The sequence below is a fragment of the Nonomuraea sp. B12E4 genome (genome assembly GCF_039871825.1).
GTDB lineage: Bacteria > Actinomycetota > Actinomycetes > Streptosporangiales > Streptosporangiaceae > Nonomuraea.
This window is the reverse complement of sequence record NZ_JBDPME010000009.1, coordinates 38,552-59,739: the sequence shown is the minus strand read 5'-3', so window position 1 is coordinate 59,739 and position 21,188 is coordinate 38,552. Positions and strand designations below refer to the sequence as shown.

General features: G+C 72.1%; 16 protein-coding genes. 7 read left to right on the top strand and 9 right to left on the bottom strand.

Going from position 1 to position 21,188, the window contains the following annotated elements; genetic code table 11:
- Positions 1-153 precede the first annotated feature (153 nt).
- The 3 genes from ABGB18_RS21385 to ABGB18_RS21375 are packed head-to-tail and all read right to left on the bottom strand — an operon-like array spanning position 154 to position 4,114.
- Positions 154-2,130 (bottom strand): cytochrome c oxidase assembly protein, encoded by a 1,977-nt coding sequence (locus ABGB18_RS21385; protein ID WP_347697318.1) that lies wholly within the window; start codon positions 2,128-2,130, stop codon positions 154-156.
- The gene (locus tag ABGB18_RS21380) at positions 2,127-2,744 is read right to left on the bottom strand and encodes a copper resistance protein CopC (protein WP_347697317.1); all 618 of its coding nucleotides are present in this window, start codon (positions 2,742-2,744) and stop codon (positions 2,127-2,129) included. The genes ABGB18_RS21385 and ABGB18_RS21380 overlap by 4 nt, the downstream gene beginning before the upstream one ends.
- A 44-nt stretch (positions 2,745-2,788) precedes the next feature.
- Complete coding sequence (locus ABGB18_RS21375; protein WP_347697316.1) at positions 2,789-4,114, bottom strand: helix-turn-helix transcriptional regulator; 1,326 nt, start codon at positions 4,112-4,114, stop codon at positions 2,789-2,791.
- Between the two features lie 417 nt (positions 4,115-4,531).
- Between ABGB18_RS21375 and ABGB18_RS21370 the strand changes: the two genes are divergently transcribed.
- On the top strand, positions 4,532-7,381 hold the full coding sequence (locus ABGB18_RS21370) for a BTAD domain-containing putative transcriptional regulator (protein ID WP_347697315.1): 2,850 nt from the start codon (positions 4,532-4,534) through the stop codon (positions 7,379-7,381).
- 6 nt (positions 7,382-7,387) lie between these two features.
- Here the strand turns inward: ABGB18_RS21370 and ABGB18_RS21365 are convergent, their stop codons facing one another.
- Positions 7,388-8,881 carry a helix-turn-helix domain-containing protein gene (locus ABGB18_RS21365; RefSeq protein WP_347697314.1) on the bottom strand — a complete coding sequence of 498 codons (1,494 nt, stop codon included), beginning with the start codon at positions 8,879-8,881 and terminating at the stop codon, positions 7,388-7,390.
- Between the two features lie 95 nt (positions 8,882-8,976).
- Between ABGB18_RS21365 and ABGB18_RS21360 the strand changes: the two genes are divergently transcribed.
- Complete coding sequence (locus tag ABGB18_RS21360; protein ID WP_347697313.1) at positions 8,977-11,208, top strand: molybdopterin cofactor-binding domain-containing protein; 2,232 nt, start codon at positions 8,977-8,979, stop codon at positions 11,206-11,208.
- Positions 11,192-11,425: an EF-hand domain-containing protein gene (locus ABGB18_RS21355; protein WP_347697312.1), complete on the top strand. Its 234-nt coding sequence runs from the start codon at positions 11,192-11,194 to the stop codon at positions 11,423-11,425. The genes ABGB18_RS21360 and ABGB18_RS21355 overlap by 17 nt, the downstream gene beginning before the upstream one ends.
- Before the next feature lie 40 nt (positions 11,426-11,465).
- Here ABGB18_RS21355 and ABGB18_RS21350 read toward each other — a convergent pair whose 3' ends face one another.
- Positions 11,466-12,410: an excalibur calcium-binding domain-containing protein gene (locus ABGB18_RS21350; RefSeq protein ID WP_347697311.1), complete on the bottom strand. Its 945-nt coding sequence runs from the start codon at positions 12,408-12,410 to the stop codon at positions 11,466-11,468.
- Positions 12,411-12,558: 148 nt separating this feature from the next.
- Between ABGB18_RS21350 and ald the strand changes: the two genes are divergently transcribed.
- Together ald and ABGB18_RS21340 are read left to right on the top strand one after the other, a co-directional pair.
- A complete protein-coding gene (ald, locus tag ABGB18_RS21345) occupies positions 12,559-13,674 on the top strand; it encodes an alanine dehydrogenase (RefSeq protein ID WP_347697310.1) in 1,116 nt (371 codons plus the stop codon).
- 92 nt (positions 13,675-13,766) lie between these two features.
- A complete protein-coding gene (locus tag ABGB18_RS21340) occupies positions 13,767-14,264 on the top strand; it encodes an EF-hand domain-containing protein (protein WP_347697583.1) in 498 nt (165 codons plus the stop codon).
- 49 nt (positions 14,265-14,313) lie between these two features.
- Here the strand turns inward: ABGB18_RS21340 and ABGB18_RS21335 are convergent, their stop codons facing one another.
- Complete coding sequence (locus ABGB18_RS21335) at positions 14,314-15,018, bottom strand: DUF3105 domain-containing protein (protein WP_347697309.1); 705 nt, start codon at positions 15,016-15,018, stop codon at positions 14,314-14,316.
- 120 nt (positions 15,019-15,138) lie between these two features.
- Here ABGB18_RS21335 and ABGB18_RS21330 point away from each other — a divergent pair, with 120 nt between their 5' ends.
- Both ABGB18_RS21330 and ABGB18_RS21325 read left to right on the top strand, forming a co-directional pair.
- A complete protein-coding gene (locus tag ABGB18_RS21330) occupies positions 15,139-15,777 on the top strand; it encodes a DUF305 domain-containing protein (protein ID WP_347697308.1) in 639 nt (212 codons plus the stop codon).
- A 7-nt stretch (positions 15,778-15,784) separates the two neighbouring features.
- On the top strand, positions 15,785-17,185 hold the full coding sequence (locus ABGB18_RS21325; protein ID WP_347697307.1) for an NAD(P)/FAD-dependent oxidoreductase: 1,401 nt from the start codon (positions 15,785-15,787) through the stop codon (positions 17,183-17,185).
- Positions 17,186-17,276: 91 nt separating this feature from the next.
- Here ABGB18_RS21325 and ABGB18_RS21320 read toward each other — a convergent pair whose 3' ends face one another.
- The 3 genes from ABGB18_RS21320 to ABGB18_RS21310 are packed head-to-tail and all read right to left on the bottom strand — an operon-like array spanning position 17,277 to position 21,036.
- Positions 17,277-18,326, bottom strand: a complete 1,050-nt coding sequence (locus ABGB18_RS21320) for a low specificity L-threonine aldolase (RefSeq protein ID WP_347697306.1) — start codon at positions 18,324-18,326, stop codon at positions 17,277-17,279.
- Positions 18,323-18,952 (bottom strand): SDR family NAD(P)-dependent oxidoreductase, encoded by a 630-nt coding sequence (locus ABGB18_RS21315; RefSeq protein WP_347697305.1) that lies wholly within the window; start codon positions 18,950-18,952, stop codon positions 18,323-18,325. Before ABGB18_RS21315 ends, ABGB18_RS21320 begins: the two co-directional genes overlap by 4 nt.
- Positions 18,949-21,036 (bottom strand): DUF6421 family protein, encoded by a 2,088-nt coding sequence (locus tag ABGB18_RS21310; RefSeq protein WP_347697304.1) that lies wholly within the window; start codon positions 21,034-21,036, stop codon positions 18,949-18,951. Before ABGB18_RS21310 ends, ABGB18_RS21315 begins: the two co-directional genes overlap by 4 nt.
- Between the last annotated feature and the right edge of the window lie 152 nt (positions 21,037-21,188).

Sequence of the window (21,188 nt, the reverse complement as noted above, 5' to 3'; positions counted from 1 at the left end):
GCCCCACTCCAGCGCCCCCATCGAGTGGTGCGCGTCCTTCCCTCGAGGACTGCGCACGCTACCTGATGGGGTTATGCCCTTCTCCCCTGGGAGAAAGGCTACCTGGCGATCCAGGAACTTGGAGTAGGAAGATAGCATGCCGTTGCCGATCGGCTACTCACCCTTGTCAGCGCGGTTGAGACGGGCGAGATAGGCGTTGTAGGAGTCCAGTTCCGGATCGCCGGCGCCGGTGCGCGCGGCGTGGCGATCGGCGCGCCGAGCCTGGCGGTCGTCGTCCCGATACCACTGCACGGCGATGGTCAGCAACACGATCAACGTCGGGATCTCGCCGAACCCCCACGCGATGGCCCCTCCGTCCCGCTGCGTCTGCAACAGGGTGTCACCCCACGTGCGCCCGAGCTGCTCGTACCAGCCCGAGGCGATCACCGAGCCCATCATCATCAGCGCGATCCCGAAGAACGCGTGGAACGGCATGGTGACGAAGAGCATCAGGAGGCGCCCCACGTAGGGCAGCCGGTTCGGGCCGGGATCGACTCCGATGATCACCCAGAAGAACAGGCTCCCGCTGATCAGGAAGTGCAGCGTCATCACGATGTGCCCAAGGTGCTCGGTCATCGCGGACTCGAACAACGAGGTGAAGTAGAGCGCGTACGTCGAGCCGACGAAGATCGAGGTCGCGACCAGCGGATGGGTGATCACCTTCGTGAACCGGCTGTGCAGGATCGTGGTGAGCCACTCCCGCGGTCCCCTGTCGCCCTTCCTGACGGCCGGCTTCAGGGCACGCAGCGCCAGCGTCACGGGCGCGCCCAGGACGAGGAAGATCGGCACGACCATGGAGAGCGTCATGTGCTCGATCATGTGCATGTCGAACATGACCTTGGCGTAGCGGGCCAGCCCGCTCTGCGTGGCGAACACCAGCAGCGCCAGGCCGATCACCCACGAGACCGTACGCCCGGGCGGCCAGCGGTCGCCGCGCCGCCTGAGCCGCCACACGCCCAGCCCGTAGAGCAGGGCCAGCAGACCGGCGACCGCGGCGAAGAACAGGTCGAACCACCACAGGGTGAACACGTTTCCGAGCGTGATCTCCTCGGGCAGGGGAAAACCGAGCAGCTCGAAGGCCCGGTCAGCGGGCGCACTGAACTCGGGTGGCGGCGTACGCGACAGCGCCACGGCCACGCCGACGGTGGCGAGCATGAGCAGCGTCTCGCCCCCGGCCAGCCGGTTGAACGCCCGTGGCCGCCCCGCCTCCAGGTCGGCCAGCGTACGCTGCCGGTGCCAGTAGCCCACGTAGCCGAGCAGCACGAAGGCCACGATCTTGGCCACGGCGAGCAGGCCGTATTCGGAGGTCCACAGGTCCGACACCGCGCTCAGCCGCGCGACCAGGCTGAACACCCCCGACAGCCCCACCGCCACGTAGCACCACAGGGCCATCCTGGAGAAGCGGGCCGCGGCCACGTCGAGTTGCGGCTGCTTGCGCATCGCGTGCATCGAGAGCACGACCAGCCCGCCCACCCACAGGGCGAGCGCGAGCAGATGCAGCGACACCGACGAGGTGGCCAGGTCGTGGTTGGGCGAGGAGGAGGTGTGCCCGGTGAGCGGCACTGGCAGCAACGTCACCAGGGCGAACACCAGCAGCCCCGCCGTGGTCCCGGCCGTGATGGCGCCGCGCGTGAACAGCGCGATGGCCACCCCGAACAGCACCACGAGCGTGAGCGCCACCCCCTGCGTGGTCTGGGTGGCGTAGCTGGTGAGGATGGTGCGTTCGAGGATCTGCGGCACGGTCCGGCCGATGGAGTCGGCGGCCCCGAACACGATGGACAGGAACCCCGCCCCGGCCCACACCAGCGCCGCCCAGGAGGCGGCCTTGACGTATTCGACCGCGGACCTGCCCAGCACGCCCTTCTCGTTGGGCAGCAGCACGGCGGCCATCAGCAGCAGGCCGACGGTGGCCACGCCCGCCACGTCCATGAGCAGCTTGGTCGCCGGCAGCCCCCACCGGACGACCACCCCGGCGTCCGGCAGCCCGGGGATGAGCCTGGGGAACGCCCTGCCCCCGGCGATCAGGCCGATCACCAGGGCGACGACCGCGGCCGCCGCGCCCGCCAGGGCGAGCCGCGCCGCCCGGCTCACGACTTGCCCTTGCGGGCGCTGAGCAGGAACCCGATGCCGATGCCGATGAGCGCGCCGACCACGATGATCAGCCACACGGGGAACGTCACCCCGTCGGAAGCGGTCTCGTTCGCTTCGAGCGTCGTCGAGGCGGACGGACTGGAGATCACCTCGGCGGCCGGCGGGGACGCCTCACCCGAGGCGGTCGCGCCGGAGGCCGGCGGAGAAGCCTCGCCCGAGGCGGTCTCGCTGGGGCTGGGCGAGGGCGTCCCCGCCCCCTCCACCCGGAACGGGATCTCACCCTCGATCGGGTGCCCATCGGAGGAGACGACGCGGTAGGCGATCGTGTATTTCCCGTCGGGCAACGGCTCCTCGACCGCCTGCGTCACCACCTTGCCGTCCACCTCGGGCTTGCCGCTCTGGTGCTCGGCGTCGCCCGCGCCCCGCACGATCACGAACGGCATGCGCACGTTGGCGGTGAACTCCAGCCTGACCTCGTCGAGCGACTCGACCTTTGTGCCCTTGGCCGGGGAACTGCTCTTGAGCGCGTCGTGCGCCAGCGCCGGAGCGGCGGTGCCGGAGACGAGCAGGGCAGCGATGATCGCGGTGAGTGCCGCGAGCGGGGTTCTCTTCATGGCACTCTTAAGGCTACCGACGCCACTGCTCGCCCCGGCCTCCGCTAGACGCCCACGCAGGCCAGCGCCCGCTGGTAGGCCTCCACCGCGCCGTCGGAGTCGCTCAGCTGCTCCATGGTCTCGGCCGTGGCGTACCAGATCGAGGCCGAGCGGCGGGAGTCGGGCAGCGGCGTCAGCCAATCTCGCACGGACCCGACGTGCGTGCTCGCCTCGGCGGAGCGCCCGACTGAGCCGTAAACCCGCCCGAGCAGGAGATTCGCCTCGGCCCCCAGCATGTGGCCGAACTCGGGGAGCAGGTTTCTGCCGACCACGGCATGCTCGACGGACTTGTCGAGGTCGCCGGTCATGTATTCGGCGTAGGCCAGCTCCATGTGGGCCTTCGCCCGGTCGATGGTGCTGGTCGAGGTCTGCTCGAACTCGGCGACCGTCGCGCGCAGCATGTCGCGTACGGTGTGGGCCTCGGAAGGCCGGGCCCTGAGCCGCTTCTGCAGGAGCGAGAGACGCGTCCTGGCGACGCTGCGGGGATGGCCGTTCTCCAGTTGCACCGCCATGGCCCGCTCGGCGAAGGACAACGCCTCCTCGTTGTGGCCGGTGAGGTAGGCGACGTTGGAAGCCATCCAGTTGGCGGCCACGATCGAGCGCGGCGTGCCGAGCGCGTCGGCCGCGTTGAGGAGCTCGGCCGCGTATTGGCGGGCGCGCAGCAGGTCGCCGCGGTGCATGTACGCCGACAGCAGCGTGGCGGCCAGCTCGACGAGCGGATCGGTCCAGGGCAGGCGGGCGCTGCCGCTGAGCATCCGCTCTCCCACCTCGACGGCCTCGGTCAGCCGCTCGCTGTCCCGGTAGGCCCGGCACAGCACCATGGTGACCTCCACCCGGCGCTCCTGCGGCAGCTCCTCCTCGCGGAGCTTGAGCAGGATGGAGATCGCCTTGTCGAGATCGCCGCAGGCCTCGTTGGCCAGCGCGAGGCCGAACTCGGTTTCTTGACGAAGTGTGGTGAGTCCTGTCAGATTGTTGTTCACCAGCAGCTCGGCGAAGCGGGTCCGGGCCTCCGTGACCTCGCCGTTCTCCAGCGCCAGCCGCGCGTAGCCGAGCGCCAGCTCGATGTCCTCCATCTGCTCGGCGGTCACGCCGTTGATCAGGTAGGACAGCGAGCAGTCCAATTTCTGCGCCAGCAACTCCAGCACGGCAGGAGTCGGGGTACGCTTGCCACTTTCGATCAACGATACGTAACTGTCCGACAACTCGGGGTGCGCCAGCTGTGCCTGCGAAAGCCCGCGTTGCCGCCGAACCGTCTTGATACGGAGTCCGACCAGGTCAGATGTGGTCACAGTCGTCGCTCCCTGAGAAGATTGATCCGAGCAACCCCACATAGGCGAGGGAGAACCCCATGCGTATGCGTCTTGCCCTCTCCGCCATGACCGCCATCTTGGCGGTCACGGCGACCATTGGAGGTAATGTTACGGCCGCGAGCGCCGAAACGTCTGCCTCCCTGAACACCCAGTCGGATACAATCGACTGCTGCTGAGATCGCCCAGGCGCGAGGGGGCACCAACCCAGGCTCGGGACGCGCACCGCACCGCGCCCCGCGGACGACTCACCTGGGACGAAGCAGCTCCTTGATCACATGTGCCCCCTCAAGCCGCTGCCCCTCTGACCCGTCCCCTCGCTGAGCCGTCTCGAACTCCCAGTCTAACCGGCCCCGTCTACATTCGATCTACATTGATGGTTCGCTGAACGACGGGTGATTCTGGCTACGCTGCCGCATTGGTGGGACTCTTGGAGGTCGTATGCGCGAGGGCATCTTCATCCGCGTTCTCGGAGCGGTGACCGGCGAGCACCGGCAAGGGCCCATCGATCTCGGAGCGGCCAGACAGCGGACCGCACTGGCGATTCTCGCCACCGCCGCGGCCCGCCCCATCCCCATGGACCAGATGGTCGCCGGCATCTGGGGCCAGGACGCCCCCCGCAACGCCGAGCAGAGCGTCTACACCTACGTCGCCGGCTTACGCCGTGCCTTCGAGCCCGCCCGCAAGCGCCGCGAGCCGTCCCGGCTGCTGACGGGGACCGCGGCCGGCTACACCCTGTGCCTGGAGCCCGCCCAGGTGGACGCCCTGCTGTTCGCCCGGCTGCTCGGCGAGGCGCAGGACTGCCAGCGGGCCGGCGACGACCCGCAGGCCGTGCACCGCCTGGACGAGGCCCTGGCGATGTGGCGCGGCACCGCGCTGAGCGGCCTGTCCGGGCCCTTCGCGGAGCGCGAGCGTCCCCGGCTGGAGCAGCTCCGGCTGTCGGCGTTCGAGCATCGGGCGGAGAGCCTGCTCCGGCTCGGCCGCCACCACGAGATCACCGAGGAACTGCGCGACCTCACCCGCCGTCATCCCTTACGCGAGCGCGTACGCGAGCTGCTCATGACGGCCCTGCTCCACTCGGGCCGCCGCGCCGAGGCGCTGGAGGCCTACCGGGAGGGCCGGCAACTGCTCGCCGAGGAGCTCGGCCTCTCGCCCGGCGCGGGCCTGCGGGAGTGCCACCAGAAGGTGCTGCGGGCCCAGGGAGCCCCGCCACCGAGAGCCCCGCGGCCCTCCCCGGCCCCGGCCCCGCGGGCGCCGGCCCCGCACCAGTTGCCCCGCCCGCTGGCGGAGTTCGTCGGCAGGTCGCAGGAGATCGTGCGGCTGAAGGGACATCTGGCTCCCTGGGACGGCTCGCCGCCCAGCCCGCTGCTGATCGTCTCCGGCCCGCCGGGGGTCGGCAAGTCCGCGCTCGCCCTCCAGGTGGCCCACCGGGCACAGGACCGTTTCCCCTGCGGCCGGCTCTTCGTGAACTGCCGCGGCGCCACGCCCGAGCTGCCCGCCCTCACCCCGCTCGACCTGCTCGGACGGTTCCTGCGGGCGCTCGGTGTGGCCTCCGACGCCGTACCCGCCGACCTGGACGAGGCGGCGGCCTTGTGGCGCGACCGCCTGCACGGCCGGCGGGTGCTCGCGCTCCTGGACGACGCCGCGGACCTGGCGCAGATCAGGCCGCTGCTGGCGGTCCCGCACGGCAGCGCGCTGCTGGTGACCAGCCGTGAGTCCATGGCCTGGGGCGAGGACTGCGTCCAGGTCGAGCTCGGCAGGATGTCCCACGCCGAGTCGGCCACGATGCTGGCCAAGCTCGCCGGCGTGGGCCGGGTCTCGGGGGACGCGGGGGCGACGGCCAGGCTCGTACGCCTGTGCGACGGCCTCCCGCTGGCCCTGCGCATCTCCGGGGCCCGCCTGGCCGGCCGGCCCGACTGGAGCGTGGCGGCGCTGGCCGACCGCCTGAGCGACGAGCGGAGACGCCTGCACGAGCTCGCGGCGGGCGACCTGGCCGTCCGCTCCAGCCTGGCCGCCAGCCACACCGCGCTCGAACGCGGCGCCCGCCCCGTGGACCGGCTGGCCGCGCGCGCCCTGTCGTTACTCGGCCTGCTGCACGTGCCCGAGGTGACCGCCGAGGCGGCGGGGGCGCTGCTCGGGACGCCGGAGGCGGAGGCAGAGTCGGCGCTGGAGCGGCTGGTGGACGCCCACCTGCTCGACCACGCCGGGGCTGACCGCTACCAGCTACACGATCTCGTCCGGCTCTTCGCCGGCGAACTGCGGCCGGACGGCTCCCGGGAGGCGCTGATCCGGGCGCTGTCGTACTATGCCGCCTCCGCGCGCCTGGCCAGCCACGTCAGCGACCCGCACCGCACGCAACCGGCCCGCCCGGTCGACGCGGCCCCGCACCTGGTCACCTCCTCCGAGGAGGCGCGGGCCTGGATGTTCAAGGAGGAGGCCGTCCTGACCGCCGCGGCCCTCCAGGCACTCAACTCCCCCGACGAGACGATCGCCAGGCTCGGCGTCAACCTCGCCTTCGGCCTCGTCTGGCACCAGGAGGCGGCCTTCCGGATGGCGGAGACGAAGAAGCTGAACACCCTCGTGCTGCGGGTGAGCGAGCGGCTCGGGGACGAGGCGAGCGCCCTGCTCGCGCACGACCACATCTCCAACGCGCTGCGCCTGACCGGCCGTACGGACGAGGCCGTCGCCCACCTCCATGCCGAGCTGGCGCTGGCCAGGCGCCTCGGCGACACCTTCGGCGAGATGCGCGCGCTGGGCAACCTGTCCTCCGCCAACAACACGGGCGACCGCCACGAGGAGGCGCTGCTCTGGGCCCGGCGCCAGCTCGTGCTGGCCAGGAGCATCGGCGCGCACGTCGGCGTGCGGTACGCGCTGATCGCCATGGGCTCGGCCCAACTGGGCCGCGGCCGGCCTGACACGGCGCGCGAGACGCTGCGGGAGGCCCTGACCCACGCCGAGGAGGCGGGGGACGCCGTCCACCAGGCGACGGTCCTCCTCCTGCTCGGCGAGGCCTGCCTTGATCTGGACGACCCGGAGCGGGCCTCGGCCCACTTCCGGCGGGCCCTGGACCTGTGGGGGCCGAACGGCTTCCGGCTCGGGCGGCTGCGCTGCCTGATCGGGCTGTCGCGCGCGTACCGGACGCTGGGGGACCTCGGCCGGGCGCTGTCCACCGTCACCGATGCCGTCGCCTCGTTCGGGACGCTGGGCCATCCCCGCTGGGAGAAGCGGCTGGCGGAGGAGCAGGCCGCCGTGCACGCGGCCCGCGGGAGCGTGCCCGTGCACCTCGTCTGAGCGGGCCTATTCGGCCGCCCCGGTGTCCCTGAGCGCCAGGAAGAAGTCGACCCGGTCCGCCATCGTCGCGAGGTTCCTGCCGGTGAGCTCCTCGATCCTGCGGACGCGGTAGCGCACGGTGTTGACGTGCACGTGGAGCCGCCCGGCGCAGGCGTGCCAGGAGCCGGCGCATTCGAGGAAGACGCCGAGCGTGCGTACCAGCTCGGACTGGTGGCGGCGGTCGTAGTCGAGCAGCGGTGACAGCAGCCGGGCCGCGAACGAGCGGCGCACGCCCGCCGGCACCGTGGCCAGCAGCAGCGCGTGCGTGTAGATCTCGTCGCTGGTCACCACGCCGCCGGCGCGGGCCTCGGCCAGCCGCCTGGCGTGCCCGGCCTCCTCCACACCGCCCTGGACGGCGGCGGCCCCGGTCAGCGCGCCGCTGAGCCCGACGCAGACCCGGGTGCCGGGCAGGGCGGCCAGCACCTCGGCCCCGGCGCGCAGCCGGTCGGCCAGCGCGTCCGCGGTGCGCCCGCGCAGCGGCACCACGGCGACCGCGCCGTCCGCGTCCGCCGCCGCGACCACCTCGCGGCCCAGCAGCTCCTCCACGACCTGCCCGCCGAGCGCGGCGGGGTCGGGCCCGCGGGCGGCGCCGGGCCTGGGAGCGGTGGCGTTCACGACCGCGTACGGCTCCGCCGCGTCGATCCCGCACGCCCGCAGCCCGGCGTTGAGCTCGGCCACGTCGGCCCCGGCCCGCGCGGCCACGACGAGCTGCCCGACCAGGCGGCGCTCGACCCGGCGGCCCTCCTCCATCCGGGTGCGTTCGAGGGCCACGCAGGCGGCCAGCTCGTAGCCGAGGTCGGCCCGGCCGATCAGGTCGCCGTCGCAGGCCAGCGCCCAGCCCGCGGCCCGGTGACCGCGGCCGACCGCGAAGATCGTGTGGTCGCCGACCAGCGCGGGCAGCCGGGGCGCCGTCAGATAGGCCCGCGCCAGGCGTACCGGGTCCTGGACCGTGCCGACGATCACCGAGCCGGCGGCGGACAGCACGGAGCCGGTGACGCCCAGCTCGGCGGCGGTCAGGTCGAACAGCTCGCGCAGGCCGGTGCCCTCGGCGATGGCCGCGACAAGCCTGCGGTGGCGGCCGAGCGCGTCGCGCACGTCGCCGGCCAGGCGCGGCTCGACCAGCTCGGCCAGCGTGTGGAAGGAGACCTCGGTGGGCACCTCGACCAGCGGCAGGCCGGCGTCCGCGCAGGCGGCCACCAGGTCGGCGGGGATGTGGCCGAGCCAGGCCTGCCCGGCGCCGAGCGCGGCGGCCCCGGCCGCCACCAGGGCGGTCACGAACCGCGCCGAGTCCTCCGGCCCGTGCCACCACATCAGCCCGGTCAGCACCAGCTCGCCGCCGGACAGGTAGCGTCCCGGCTCGGGCAGGTCGGTGATGTGCACGGCGCCGAACTCGCCGCCCGGATCGCCGGCGAGCAGGGTCAGGCGCGGTTCGCCGATGGCGAGCAGGTCGGAGATGCGCACTTGGAGGAATATACAAGCCCGGCAGGGCAAGCGCTGGCAGGGATTTCACGTGGGGCGGATAGGACCGGCCGGGCGCACGATGCTCTACTCGGAAGATGACGGAGACGGCGCTGCCCGAGACGAGCGGTCCACCAGTCACTTGGCACGGCGTCGGGGAGAGCGCCCGCCGGCCCGACGCCACGCTGAAGGTGACCGGCGAGTTCGCCTACGCCTCCGACCTGTGGCTCGACGGCATGGTGTGGGGTGCGACGCTGCGCAGCCCGCACCCGTCGGCGTGGATCCGCTCGATCGACGTGGGCCCGGCGCTGAAGCTGGCGGGCGTGCTGGCCGCGCTGACCCACGAGGACGTGCCGGGCGCGAAGTTCTACGGGCTGGACCGCAGGGACCAGCCGGTGCTGGCGATCGACCAGGTTCGCCACGTGGGCGAGCCGGTGGCGCTGGTGGCCGCCGACCATCCGGAGACGGCCCGCAGGGCGGCGGCGGCCATCGTGGTCGACTACGAGCTCCGCGAGGCCGTCACCGACCCCCGCCGGTCCGTGGACTTCGTCCGGCACCAGCCGGTACGGCTCGGCGACACCTTCGAGGCCGAGGTCGTCGTCACCGGCGAGTACGAGGTCGGCATGCAGGACCAGGCCCCGCTGGGCCCGGAGTCCGGCCTGGCGGTCCCGGCCGAGGACGGCGGCGTGGACCTCTATATCGCCACCCAGTGGCTGCACGTGGACCGCGACCAGCTCGCCCCCTGTCTCGGCCTGCCCCCGGACAAGGTACGCCTGACGCTGTCGGGCGTCGGCGGCGCGTTCGGCGCCCGCGAGGACCTGTCGATGCAGGCGCACGCCTGCATGCTGGCCCTGCGGCTGAACCGCCCCGTCAAGATCGTCTACAGCCGGGAGGAGTCGTTCTTCGGCCACGTGCACCGCCACCCGGCCCGGCTGCGCTACGAGCACGGCGCCACCCGCGACGGCCGGCTCGTCTACGTCAAGGCCGACATCCTGCTGGACGGGGGCGCGTACTGCTCCTCCTCCCCCGCGGTGGTGGGCAACGCCGCGTCGCTGGGCGTCGGGCCGTACGAGGTGCCGAACGTGCGCGTGGACGCCACCGGCGTCTACACCAACAACCCGCCGTGCGGCGCGATGCGCGGTTTCGGCGCGGTCCAGGCCTGCTACGCCTACGAGTCGCAGATGGACCGGCTGGCCGAGGCGTGCGGTCTGTCCCCCGTCGAGATCCGGGTGCGCAACGCCGTCTCGCAGGGGTCCCGGCTCATCACCGGTCAGGTGATCGACTCCCCGGCCCCGCTCGCGGAGATGTTGCGCGAGCTGGAGGCCATGCCGCTCCCAGGGTCTTCGCCCGCTGGAGCCTCCCCGGATCTGCGGTCCATGCCGGGTGGCGTCTCCCAGGCCACCCGGGGCGAGGCCGTGCGGCGCGGCGTCGGCTACGGCGTCGGGATCAAGAACATCGGCTTCTCCGAGGGCTTCGACGACTACTCCACGGCCAGGGTGCGGGCGGAGCTGATCGGCGGCGAGCCGCACGTCACGGTGCACACGGCGGCGGCCGAGGTGGGCCAGGGGCTGGTCACGATCCAGGCCCAGATCGCCCGCACCGAGCTCGGCATCGCCGACGTCACGGTGGCCACCGCCGACACCTCGGTCGGCTCGGCGGGCTCCTCGTCGGCCTCGCGGCAGTCGTACGTGACCGGCGGCGCGGTGCGCGCCGCCTGCCTGGCCGTGCGCGAGCGCTTCAACGGACTGCCCGCCAGGCAGGCGCTGGAGGCGTACGGGCCGATCGAGGAGACGCGCGAATACCGGCACCGCCCGACCGTCCCGATGGACCCGCACACCGGGCAGGGCCGCTCCCACGTCCAGCTCGCGCTGTGCGTGCACCGGGCCGTCGTGGACGTGGACGTGGAGCTGGGCCTGACCAAGGTCGTCGAGCTGGCGGCCGTGCAGGACGTCGGCCGCGCCCTGAACCCGCAGGCGCTGAGGGGCCAGATCCACGGCGGCACCGCGCAGGGGCTCGGGCTGGCGCTCATGGAGGAGATCCAGATCCGCGACGGCCAGGTGCTGAACCCGTCCTTCACCGACTACCTCATCCCCACCGTCCTCGACATGCCCCCCATGACGCTGAAAATCGTGGAATATCCGGATCCGGCCGCCCCCTACGGCCTCCGCGGCGCGGGTGAGCCCCCGACCCTGTCCGCCACCCCCGCCATCGCGGCCGCGGTACGCGCGGCGACCGGGCTCAGGTTGACTCGCGTTCCGATTAGGCCGGAAGATATCGCGTTGTTCGATAAGGGGCTCGACAAGGGGGTATCCGATGGCAAACGCGCGTGAGGCAGCCGAGGCGGAGTTCAGGCGCTTCGACTCCGACGGCGACGGGTTGCTGACGGCCGACGAGATCAGGAAGGCCAACGAGGCACTCGGCGGGCAGGGCGCGTCCGAGAGCGACATCGAGGCGTTCATCACCTCCGCCGACCATGACGGCGACGGGACGGTCGGGCTGGAGGAGTTCGTCGGCCTGGTGGGTCACGGGCGGCACGAGAAGGAGTGATCCGTCCCGCCGGCCAGGGCGCGCCCGGTCCGCGCTCCGGCTAGCGCAGATCTCCGCCGTTGCAGGCCACGCCGTTGTTGTCGACATCGGTATACCACTTGTATTCCTCGTGCGTGCCCCGGGAGTAGGGGCCGTCGCCGGCGGCCACGGCCTCCCTGCAGCTCGCGTAGCGCTTGTCGAGGGTGCGGCCGGTCGCGCCCGGCCGGTCGGCACCGGGGTTCGCGGTGCCGGTGACGCCCGGGCCGGTCGTGGCGGTGGCACCCGGACCCGTGGTGCCGAGGGGGTCCGGGCCGGTCGTGCCGATGGTGCCCGTCGGGCCGGTGGTCCCCGTCGTGCCGGTGGTGCCGGTCGGGCCGGTGGTGCCGGTGTTCGTCGGGGCGCCGGGGCTGGGCGTGGTGTCCAGCAGGCGGGCCACCAGCGAGTCGGCCTGCTCCTTGGTGTAGCCCGCGATGCTGATGCTGTCGCCGTCCATGGTCTGGGTGACGATGGGCGCGGCCAGCACGGTCTTGGGCGCGTCGGCCTGCTCGGGCGCCAGCACGATCGCCACCTGCCGCTGGTCGGGCGCCAGCTCGTCGATCAGCTGCACCAGCCGTTCCTTGAACATCGGCGCGATGGCGATGCGCACCGAATACTGGCCGTCCTTGTCGCGCACCGGCTCGATCCGCTGCACGGCGCTGACCGTGACGCCGTCCTCCAGCAGGTAGCAGGTGCGCTCCTCCGCGTCGAGCACCGCCGGCTCGCCCGGGCAGGGCGCGACCTTGGTGTCCCTGACGGGGGCGAAGTGGATGGGCACGGACAACTGCTGCGGGGGCGTGCCGCCCAGCAGAGGAGTGTCGGGACTCCTGGTCATCAGGACCGCCACCGTGCCGAGCACTCCGGCGACCAAGACGACGAGGACCAGCGAGACGATCAACACGATGGTGGTGACTCTGCTGGCCGTCGGCTCCTCCGGGTCCGCGGGTGGCGGCTCTTCCGGCTTGTCCATCGATGACGTCCTCATCCTGATGTGCGGGCTGCGGGTGAGCCTATCGAGGACGGACGCGAGCGAGGTAATCAGACGGAGAATCCGCGCTCTTCCCTGGGACAGAGGAAGAATGGGGGCGGGAAAGCCCATTGGCGAGAAGAGTTGTGCCATGAAGGTCGGTGTTCCGCGAGAGGTCAAGAACAGCGAATATCGGGTGGCGCTGACCCCGGCCGGGGTGCACGAGCTGGCCCGCCACGGCCACCGGGTCTTCGTCGAGCGGGGGGCGGGCTCCGGCTCCTCGATCCCGGACGCGGACTTCGCCGCGGCGGGCGCCGTCATGATCCCCACGGCCGACGAGCTCTGGGGCACCGCCGACCTGGTGATGAAGGTCAAGGAGCCGGTGGCGGAGGAGTACCACCGGCTGCGCAAGGGGCAGGTGCTGTTCACGTACCTGCATCTGGCCGCCTCCAGGGAGTGCACGCGGGCGCTGCTCGACGCGGGCACCACCGCCATCGCCTACGAGACCGTGCAGAGCGCCGACGGCGCGTTGCCGTTGCTCGCGCCCATGTCCGAGGTGGCGGGCCGGCTGGCGCCGCAGGTGGGCGCCTACCACCTGATGCGCTCCAGGGGCGGCCGGGGCGTGCTGATGGGCGGCGTCCCCGGCGTGCGCGCGGCCCACGTGGTGGTCATCGGGGCGGGCGTCTCCGGCATGAACGCCGCCGCCATCGCCCTCGGCATGCAGGCCGAGGTGGTGCTGCTGGACAAGAACATCGACAAGCTGCGCCAGGCCGACCTGATCTACCAGGGCCACTGCCAGACGGTCGCCTCCAGCACCCTGGAGATCGAGCGCGCGGTGCTGGAGGCGGACCTGGTCGTCGGCGCGGTCCTGGTGCCCGGTGCCAAGGCCCCCGAGCTGGTGAGCGACGACCTGGTGAGCCGGATGAAGCCGGGCTCGGTGCTGGTGGACATCTCGATCGACCAGGGCGGCTGCTTCGCCGGCTCACGGCCGACCACGCACGAGCGGCCCACCTACCGCGTGCACGACTCGATCTTCTACTGCGTGGCCAACATGCCGGGGGCCGTGCCGCACACCTCGACGTTCGCCCTGACGAACGTCACGCTGCCGTACGCGCTGGCCGTCGCCGACCTGGGCTGGCGGCGGGCCCTGCGCGCGGACCGGGCACTGGCGCTCGGCCTGAACACCCACGAGGGCCACCTGACGAGCCGCCCGGTGGCCGAGGCGCACGGGTTCGAGCTGACCCCGCCGACCGGCGTCCTCGGCTGAGCCACCCTCTTCGCAGGTTTCCCTGTCCCGCCACACCCGAAGGAGTTACGCTAAGTGATGATCAGCTACTTAGCGTGATGATCGGAGTGGTGATGCCCCAGAATGGCTTCCGCGCGAGCGCGGAGCGGAACTTCGACGACCTCGACACCGACCGCGACGGCCTGCTGACCAGGTACGACTACATGGCCCTCGCGCAGCGTCGGCTGGAGCAGACCGGCGCGCCGGCCGACACCCCCGAGGGCGAGGCGGTCGTGGACGCGTTCCTCAACGCCTGGGACATCCACGCCCGTGCCCTGGACACCGACCGCGACGGCCGGATCACCAAGGAGGAGTATGTCCGCTCGTTCGAGTCGCTGGCACGCGCCGGCGCGCTCGACACGGTGCTGACCCCGATCTCCCTGGCGACCTTCGGCGCGGCCGACCGCGACGGCGACGGCCGGATCACGGCCGAGGAGTTCGGTGCGGTCTGGAGCCGCCCGGGCACGGACCTCGGCACGGCCTTCTCCATGGTGGACGCCGACGGCGACGGGCGCATCTCCGCGGAGGAGTATGCCCGCGCCCGCCGGCGCCTGCTCATCGGCGGCACCTGACGAGCACAACTCAGGGCCCGGCCGCGGGGGCGGGGCCCTGAGCCCACGGCTACTGCTGGGACTGGCTCGGTGCCGGGGAGATGGTCTCCATCGGCGCCTGCTGGTCGGACACGGGCGGCAACGGCGCCTGGTCGGCCGTGGTGGTGACGGCCTGGGGACCGCCGCACACGGCGCCCGGCTCGGGCGTGTCAGCCCCGTTCTGGAACTTCCTGATGAACGCCTCGAGCTTCGGGTCGTCCGGGCTCTGCAGCTTGAGCTGGTGACCCCACGACGTGGCGACCACCGGCGCCGGCAGGTTGGGGAACGGGCTGACCAGCATGTAGTCCTGCTGACCCGTCGAGGAGGCCACTTCCTTCAGCTTGTCCACCTGCGCCTTGGGCAGGTCGGGGCGGTAGGTGATCCAGATGGCGCCGTGCTCCAGCGAGTGCACGGCGTGCTCGTTGTGGATCGGCTTGTCATAGATCGCGCACTGCTGCCAGTAAGGGTTGTGCTCGCCGCCCACCGGCGGCGTCTCCTTGTACTTGACAGCGGTCGTCACATGCTGGCCGGCGTCGTATTTGACGTTGACCACGGCGTCCAGCGAGGTCTCACGTGCCTGGTTGACCAGGTAGAAGCCCACCACGCCGACGAGAACGACGACGATGAGCCCGCCCGCACCCCACATGAGCAGAGCGGCACGCCGCTCCTTGCGCTTCTGCTCGGCCCGCATCTTCTGCAGATGCTCGCGCCGCGCCTGCGCCTTCTCCTTCGTCATCGCTCCTCCATCGGCGTGCCAACTCCGGTCACCCTATTGCCTACAGCCGTATGCGGAGAATAAGACCTCCATAAGGGTCCGATCACGACCCTCCGGCCAGGTGGGTACGCTGGACGGGCCATGGATAATTCCCCGAGGAAACCTCTTCTGATCGCCCTCGGCGTGCTGGTGCTCGCCGTGGCCGCGTTTCTGCTGTTCGGCCGCGACGGCACACCCGGCGACACCTCGGCCGAGGCGGGCTTCGCCCGTGACATGGCCGCCCATCACGCGCAGGCGGTCGACATGGCGTTCACGATCAGGGACAAGAATCCCGCCGGCGAGATCAGAAACCTGGCCTACGACATCATCACCGCCCAGTCCGGCCAGCGCGGCATGTTCCTCGGCTGGTTGCAGGCGTGGGGCCTGCCCCAGGTGGGCGACCAGCGGCCGATGGCCTGGATGGCCGGCCACGGGCACGGTGGCGGCGGCGCCGCGGACCCGCCGGGGCAGATGCCCGGCATGGCCACGCCGCAGGAGCTGGCCAAGCTCAAGCAGGCGCAGGGCGTCCAGGCCGAGGTGCTGTTCCTGCAGCTCATGACCCGCCATCACGAGGGCGGCGTGCAGATGGCCCAGGGCCTGCTCAAGCTGTCCAAGCGGCCCGAGGTGGTCAGCATGGCGCAGAAGATCGTGACGGGGCAGACCGCGGAGATCAAGCTCATGACAGACCTGTTGCGCCAGCGCGGTGCGCAGCCCTACCCGTCGATTCTGCCGTCCCAGTAAGGAACGCATGATGAGCGCAGACGCGATCGTCGTGGGATCGGGCCCCAACGGTCTCGTCGCCGCCGTCACGCTGGCCCGCGCCGGGCGCAAGGTGCTGCTGCTGGAGGGCGCCGAGCGGTTCGGCGGCGGGTTGCGCTCGGGTGAGCTGACGCTGCCGGGGCGGGTGCACGACCTGGGCGCGACCGTGGTGGCGATGGCGCTGGCGTCCCCGGCCTTCCGTGAGCTGGAGCTGAAGGGCGTCGAGTTCGCCCATCCCGCCGTGGCCGCGGCCCATCCGCTCGACGACCGTCCGGCCGTGCTCGTGCACCGTGACGCGCACCGCACCGCCGAGGGGCTCGGGCGGGACGCCGGCGCCTGGCTGGCCACCGTGGGAGCGACCGCGCGGGCCGGGCTCCCGCTGGTGGAGCTGCTGCTCAAACCGCTGGGGCCGTGGGACGCGCCGCCGCGGGTGTTCGCGCAGGCCGCCCGGTTCGGGCTGGCGGGGGCGCTGCCCGCCACGACGTTCGCGCGGCGGGCGTTCCGCACCGTCGAGGCGCGGGCGCTGATCGCGGGCATGGCCGCGCACTCCCAGCTCGACCTGCGCGCCCCCATCAGCGCCGGCTACGGCCTGCTGCTGGCCGGGCTGGCCCACCTGGTGGGCTGGCCGCTGGTGCGGGGCGGCTCGCAGGTGCTGGCCGACGCGCTCGTGGCCGAGCTGCGGTCGCTGGGCGGCGAGGCGGTCAGCGGTCACCGGGTGCGGCGGCTGGCGGAGCTGGACGCGCCGACCGTGATGCTCGACGTGACGCCCCGGCAGTTCCTCGCCATGGCCGACCTGCCCGCGGGCTACCGCCGGCGGCTCCAGCGCTTCCGCTACGGGCCGGGGGTGTTCAAGGTGGACTGGGCGCTGGACGGGCCGGTGCCATGGCGTGATCCGGCGGTGGCGGAGGCGGGCACGGTGCACCTGGGCGGGACGCTGGAGGAGATCGCGCTCAGCGAGGCGGAGGCGGTCGCCGGGCGGGTCTCGCCGCGACCTTACGTGCTGGTCGTGCAGCCCTACGCGGCCGACCCGACCCGGGGCGGGCACACCCTCTATGCCTACTGCCACGTCCCCCACGGCTCCCCGGCGGACATGACCGGCACCATCGAGACCCAGATCGAGCGGTACGCCCCCGGCTTCCGCGACCGCGTGCTCGGCCGGCACACCATGGGCCCCGCCGACCTGGAAGCGCTCAACCCCAATCTGGTCGGCGGGGACATCGGCGGCGGGGTGGCGAGCCTGGTGCAGTTCCTCCGGCGGCCGGTGTGGTCGCCGGCGCCATGGCGCACGCCGCTGCCGGGAGTGTTCCTCTGCTCGGCCTCGACGCCGCCCGGCTCCTCGGTGCACGGCATGGGCGGCTGGCAGGCCGCCCGCCTGGCCCTGGGCGGTTAGGCGGACGGCCCCCCGGCGGGCGCGGCCCCAGGCGACCCGCCCCCCGGCGGGCGCGCGGCCCCGGGCGACCCGCCCCCGGCGGGGGCCGGTCTCAGGCGGCCAGTTCCTCGGCGAGGGCGGCGGCGAAGGCGTCGACGTCGGCCTCCGTGGTGTCGAACGCGCACATCCACCGCACCTCGCCGATGTCGGCGTTCCAGGTGTAGAACCGGAAGCGCTTGCGCAGCCGCTCGGCGGCGTCCGCGGGCAGCACCGCGAAGACGGCGTTGGCCTCCACCGGCCGCGACAGCTCGACGCCGGAGATCTCCTGGACGGCCGCGCCCAGCCGCCGTCCCATGGCGTTGGCCTGGCGCGCGTTGCGCAGCCACAGGTCCCCCGCCAGCAACGCCTCGAACTGCGCCGACATGAACCGCATCTTGGACGACAATTGCATGAACGTCTTGCGGAGGTAGTCGATGCCGCTGGCGGCCTCGGGGTTGAGCACGACGACCGCCTCACCGTACAGCAGCCCGATCTTCGTGCCGCCGAAGGAGAGCACGTCCACGCCCGCGTCGGTGGTCAGCGCGCGCATCGGGACGCCCAGGGCGGCGGCGGCGTTCGTGAGGCGGGAGCCGTCGAGGTGGACGAGCAGACCCCGCTCGTGGGCGTGCGCGCAGAGCGCGGTCAGCTCGTCGGGGGTGTAGACGGTGCCCAGCTCGGTGGTGTTGGAGATCGAGACCACCCGCGGCTGGGCCCGGTGTACGTCGCCGAAGCCCCATGCCTGCCGGTTGATCAGCTCGGGGGTGAGCTTGCCGTCGGGCGTGGGCACCGTCAGCAGCTTGATGCCGCCCGCCACCTCGGGGGCGCCGCCCTCGTCGGTGTTGATGTGGGCGCTCTCGGCGCAGATGACCGCCTCCCACTGGGCGGTCATGGCGCGTAGCGAGACGACGTTGGCGGCCGTGCCGTTGAAGACCGGCCAGGCCCGCGCCCGCTCGCCGAAGTGGCCGCGGAAGACGTCCTGCAGGGCCTCGGTGTAGACGTCGTCGCCGTAGGAGATCTGGTGGCCGCCGTTGGCCGCGGCGATGGCCTGGAGGATCTCGGGGTGCACACCGGCGTAGTTGTCGCTGGCGAACGCCTTGAGGTGGGGGTCGTGCCGGGGAATCACGCAGTCAGATCCAATCGCATGCCGTTGATCTCGCCGGCGGGACGGTCGTAGAGCCCGCCGATCGCCGTGGCCAGGTCGCCGACGTCGGTGAAGCCGGGGAACGTCGACTCCGGGCTCCTGGCCCGCATCACATCGTTCACCAGGGCCTTGACCACCAGGATCACGGCGGCGCTGGAGGTGCCCTTGAGGGCGTCGGCCAGGGAGAGCGTCCACGCCTCCGACGCGGCCTTGGCCGCCGCGTAGGCCGCGCCGCCCGCCTCGGGGCGCTGGGCCGCCTTGGCGGAGACGATCACGAAGCGGCCGTTGTCGCTGCGGCGCAGCAGCGGCTCGCAGGCCAGCGACACGTGCTGGAGCGTGCGGATCAGCAGATCGTGCAGCAGGGTCCAGTCATCGAGGTCGGTCTCGGCGAACGAGCTCGATCCGCGCCATCCGCCGACCAGGTGGACGACGCCGTCGAGGTGCCCGTGCTCGCGCTCGATGCGGGCGGCCAGGTCGTTCACGGCCGCGCGGTCGAGCAGGTCGACGTCGTCCTTGTCGACGGCGATCACGGTGTGACCATGCTTTCGGAAATATCCGGATACGGCCTCACCTGTGGGCCCTGCGGCCCCGGTTACCAGAATGATCATGCACGGAGTCCCTTAGTCGATTCGACCACATCGGTCAGCTTACGGCGCAGCGCCTCGTAGAACATGCTCAGGGGGAACTCGTCCGGCAGCACCGCGTCCACCTTGGCCTTCTGCTCCTCCGGCAGCGCCTGGACGCCCTTGGCCCAGGTTGAGCCGGGGTGCGGCCGCACGTACCCGCCGACCAGCTCGTACGCCGCCAGCCAGTGCGCCAGCTTGGACCGGTCGATGCTGTCGCGATACAGCTTCTCTACCTCGCCCCGCAGGTCGGCCACCCCGTCGGCCACCCGGTCCCAGTCGATCGACAGCCGGTTGTCCGTCCACCGCACGATGTCGTTGCGATGCAGGTAGGCGAACAGCAACTGGCCGCCGAGCCCGTCGTAGTTCCGCACCCGCGCCCCGGTGATCGGGAACCTGAACAGCCGGTCGAACAGGATCGCGAGCTGCACGTACCGGGCGTGCGGCACCCCCCGCTCCGCCAGCTTCACGGCCTCCCCGAACGCGGTCAGGTCGCAGCGCAGCTCCTCCAGCGAGTACAGCCAGTACGGCATCCGCTGCTTGATCATGAACGGGTCGAACGGCAGGTCGCCGTGGCTGTGGGTGCGGTCGTGCACCAGGTCCCACAGCACGTACGTGTCCTGTGCCAGCCGCTGAGAGCCCAGCAGCCGCTCGGCGTCGGGCGGCAGGTCCAGCCTGAGCGTGTCGGCGGCGGCCCTGGCCACCCGCCGGAACCTGGCGGCCTCCCGGTCGGCGAAGATCCCGCCCCAGGTGAACCGCTCGGGCGCCTCCCGCACGGCGACCGTCTCGGGGAACAGCACGGCCGAGTGCGTGTCGTAGCCGGAGGTGAAGTCCTCGAACGCGATCGGCACGAACATCGGGTTGTCGTAGCCGCCCGCCTCCAGGTCGGCCAGCCAGCCGGGCCAGATCGTCCGGACCCAGACGGCTTCCAGGTTGCGGTCGGGGTTGCCGTTCTGGGTGTACATCGGGAACACCACGACGTGCTCCAGGCCGTCCTCGCGCTGGGTGTCGGGGTGGAAGCGGTCGAGCGAGTCCCGGAAGTCGGGCACGCCGAGGTCCTGGTCGGCCCAGGCGGCGAGGTCCTGCCGGGCGGCCTGGAGGTAGGCGGCGTCGTGGGGGAAATATGCTGATATTTCGCCCAGCTCCTGGGCGATCACGCCCACCAGCGCCTTCGCCCGTACCTTCTCCTCCGGCACCGACCCGTCCTTGGCCTGCAGCGGCCTGAGCTCCTCCACGGCCGCCTTGAGCCGCTGGAACAGCGCCGCCTTCGCCTGGTGGCCGGCGTCGTCGCGGACCTCGGAGCCGCCGTCGGGGACGCGGGCGGCCCAGGTGATGGCGTTCCCCCAGAGGGCGCGATGGTCGTAGTCCTCGATGGAGTCGTCGCCGAACAGGTCGGAGTCGGCGAACACGACCACGCGGCCCCGGCCGTACCGCACGGCGACGGCCAGCGGCGCGCCCGCCGGGTCGGCGGTGGGCGAGGTCGCGAACAGCACGGTCGAGCCCACAGGGGCAGATTCGGCGGCGGTCAGGCGGAGGACGCCCGCGCGGTAGAAGCAGGCCCTGCGGACTCCGGCGAGCAGCCCGTCGGTGGTGGCGCGCTCGGCGAGCACCCAGGTGGCCACGTCGCGGTGCGCGTGCCTGGGGTCGCGCACCGTCGTGTGCTCCACGGCGACCCCGAAGCGCCCCAGCAGCTCACCGAGGTTGTTGCCGTACTTGTCCTGCTCCTCCTCGGCCAGCACCACCAGGCCGCCGCCGGCGGCGACATAGTCCTCGATCGCGTCCAGCTCGGCGGCGGCGAACCGGGGGCTGCCCTGCCCGGTGGTACGTTCCCACCGCTCGCCCGACGGGTGGGCGATCACCAGTACGTCGTTCCGCGACAGCAGCTCGGGGTCCAGGGCGCCGGAGGTGTGGGCGGTGACCGTGTGTCCCAGGTGCCGCAGCAGCCCGGCGGCGCGGGCGTAGCTGTTGTCGTCGGGGTGGGCGGGATTGATGGCCTCGGCCACCTCGCGCCGCACGGTCCACGACTCGCTGTGGGCCTCGTCGAACAGCACCCGAGGGAACGAACGCATGAAATATCTCCTGTTTCTACCGCCTTCTGACGAAAAATATACACATAGCGCTGCCGTGCCCACCAAACCCTTGTGACAGGCGCGGCGCTTCCAGCCCGCGCGGCACCACCGGCCCACGCTCCCGGCCCACGCTCCCGGCCCGCGCTCCCGGC

Bases quoted from the DNA above. Each gene is read 5' to 3' on its own strand.
- ABGB18_RS21380 (WP_347697317.1), bottom strand. From the start codon at position 2,744: ATGAAGAGAACCCCGCTCGCGGCACTCACCGCGATCATCGCTGCCCTG.
- ABGB18_RS21375 (WP_347697316.1), bottom strand. From the start codon at position 4,114: ATGTGGGGTTGCTCGGATCAATCTTCTCAGGGAGCGACGACTGTGACC.
- ABGB18_RS21370 (WP_347697315.1), top strand. From the start codon at position 4,532: ATGCGCGAGGGCATCTTCATCCGCGTTCTCGGAGCGGTGACCGGCGAG.
- ABGB18_RS21360 (WP_347697313.1), top strand. From the start codon at position 8,977: ATGACGGAGACGGCGCTGCCCGAGACGAGCGGTCCACCAGTCACTTGG.
- ABGB18_RS21355 (WP_347697312.1), top strand. From the start codon at position 11,192: ATGGCAAACGCGCGTGAGGCAGCCGAGGCGGAGTTCAGGCGCTTCGAC.
- ABGB18_RS21350 (WP_347697311.1), bottom strand. From the start codon at position 12,410: ATGGACAAGCCGGAAGAGCCGCCACCCGCGGACCCGGAGGAGCCGACG.
- ald (WP_347697310.1), top strand. From the start codon at position 12,559: ATGAAGGTCGGTGTTCCGCGAGAGGTCAAGAACAGCGAATATCGGGTG.
- ABGB18_RS21340 (WP_347697583.1), top strand. From the start codon at position 13,767: ATGCCCCAGAATGGCTTCCGCGCGAGCGCGGAGCGGAACTTCGACGAC.
- ABGB18_RS21335 (WP_347697309.1), bottom strand. From the start codon at position 15,018: ATGACGAAGGAGAAGGCGCAGGCGCGGCGCGAGCATCTGCAGAAGATG.
- ABGB18_RS21330 (WP_347697308.1), top strand. From the start codon at position 15,139: ATGGATAATTCCCCGAGGAAACCTCTTCTGATCGCCCTCGGCGTGCTG.
- ABGB18_RS21325 (WP_347697307.1), top strand. From the start codon at position 15,785: ATGATGAGCGCAGACGCGATCGTCGTGGGATCGGGCCCCAACGGTCTC.
- ABGB18_RS21315 (WP_347697305.1), bottom strand. From the start codon at position 18,952: ATGATCATTCTGGTAACCGGGGCCGCAGGGCCCACAGGTGAGGCCGTA.
- ABGB18_RS21310 (WP_347697304.1), bottom strand. From the start codon at position 21,036: ATGCGTTCGTTCCCTCGGGTGCTGTTCGACGAGGCCCACAGCGAGTCG.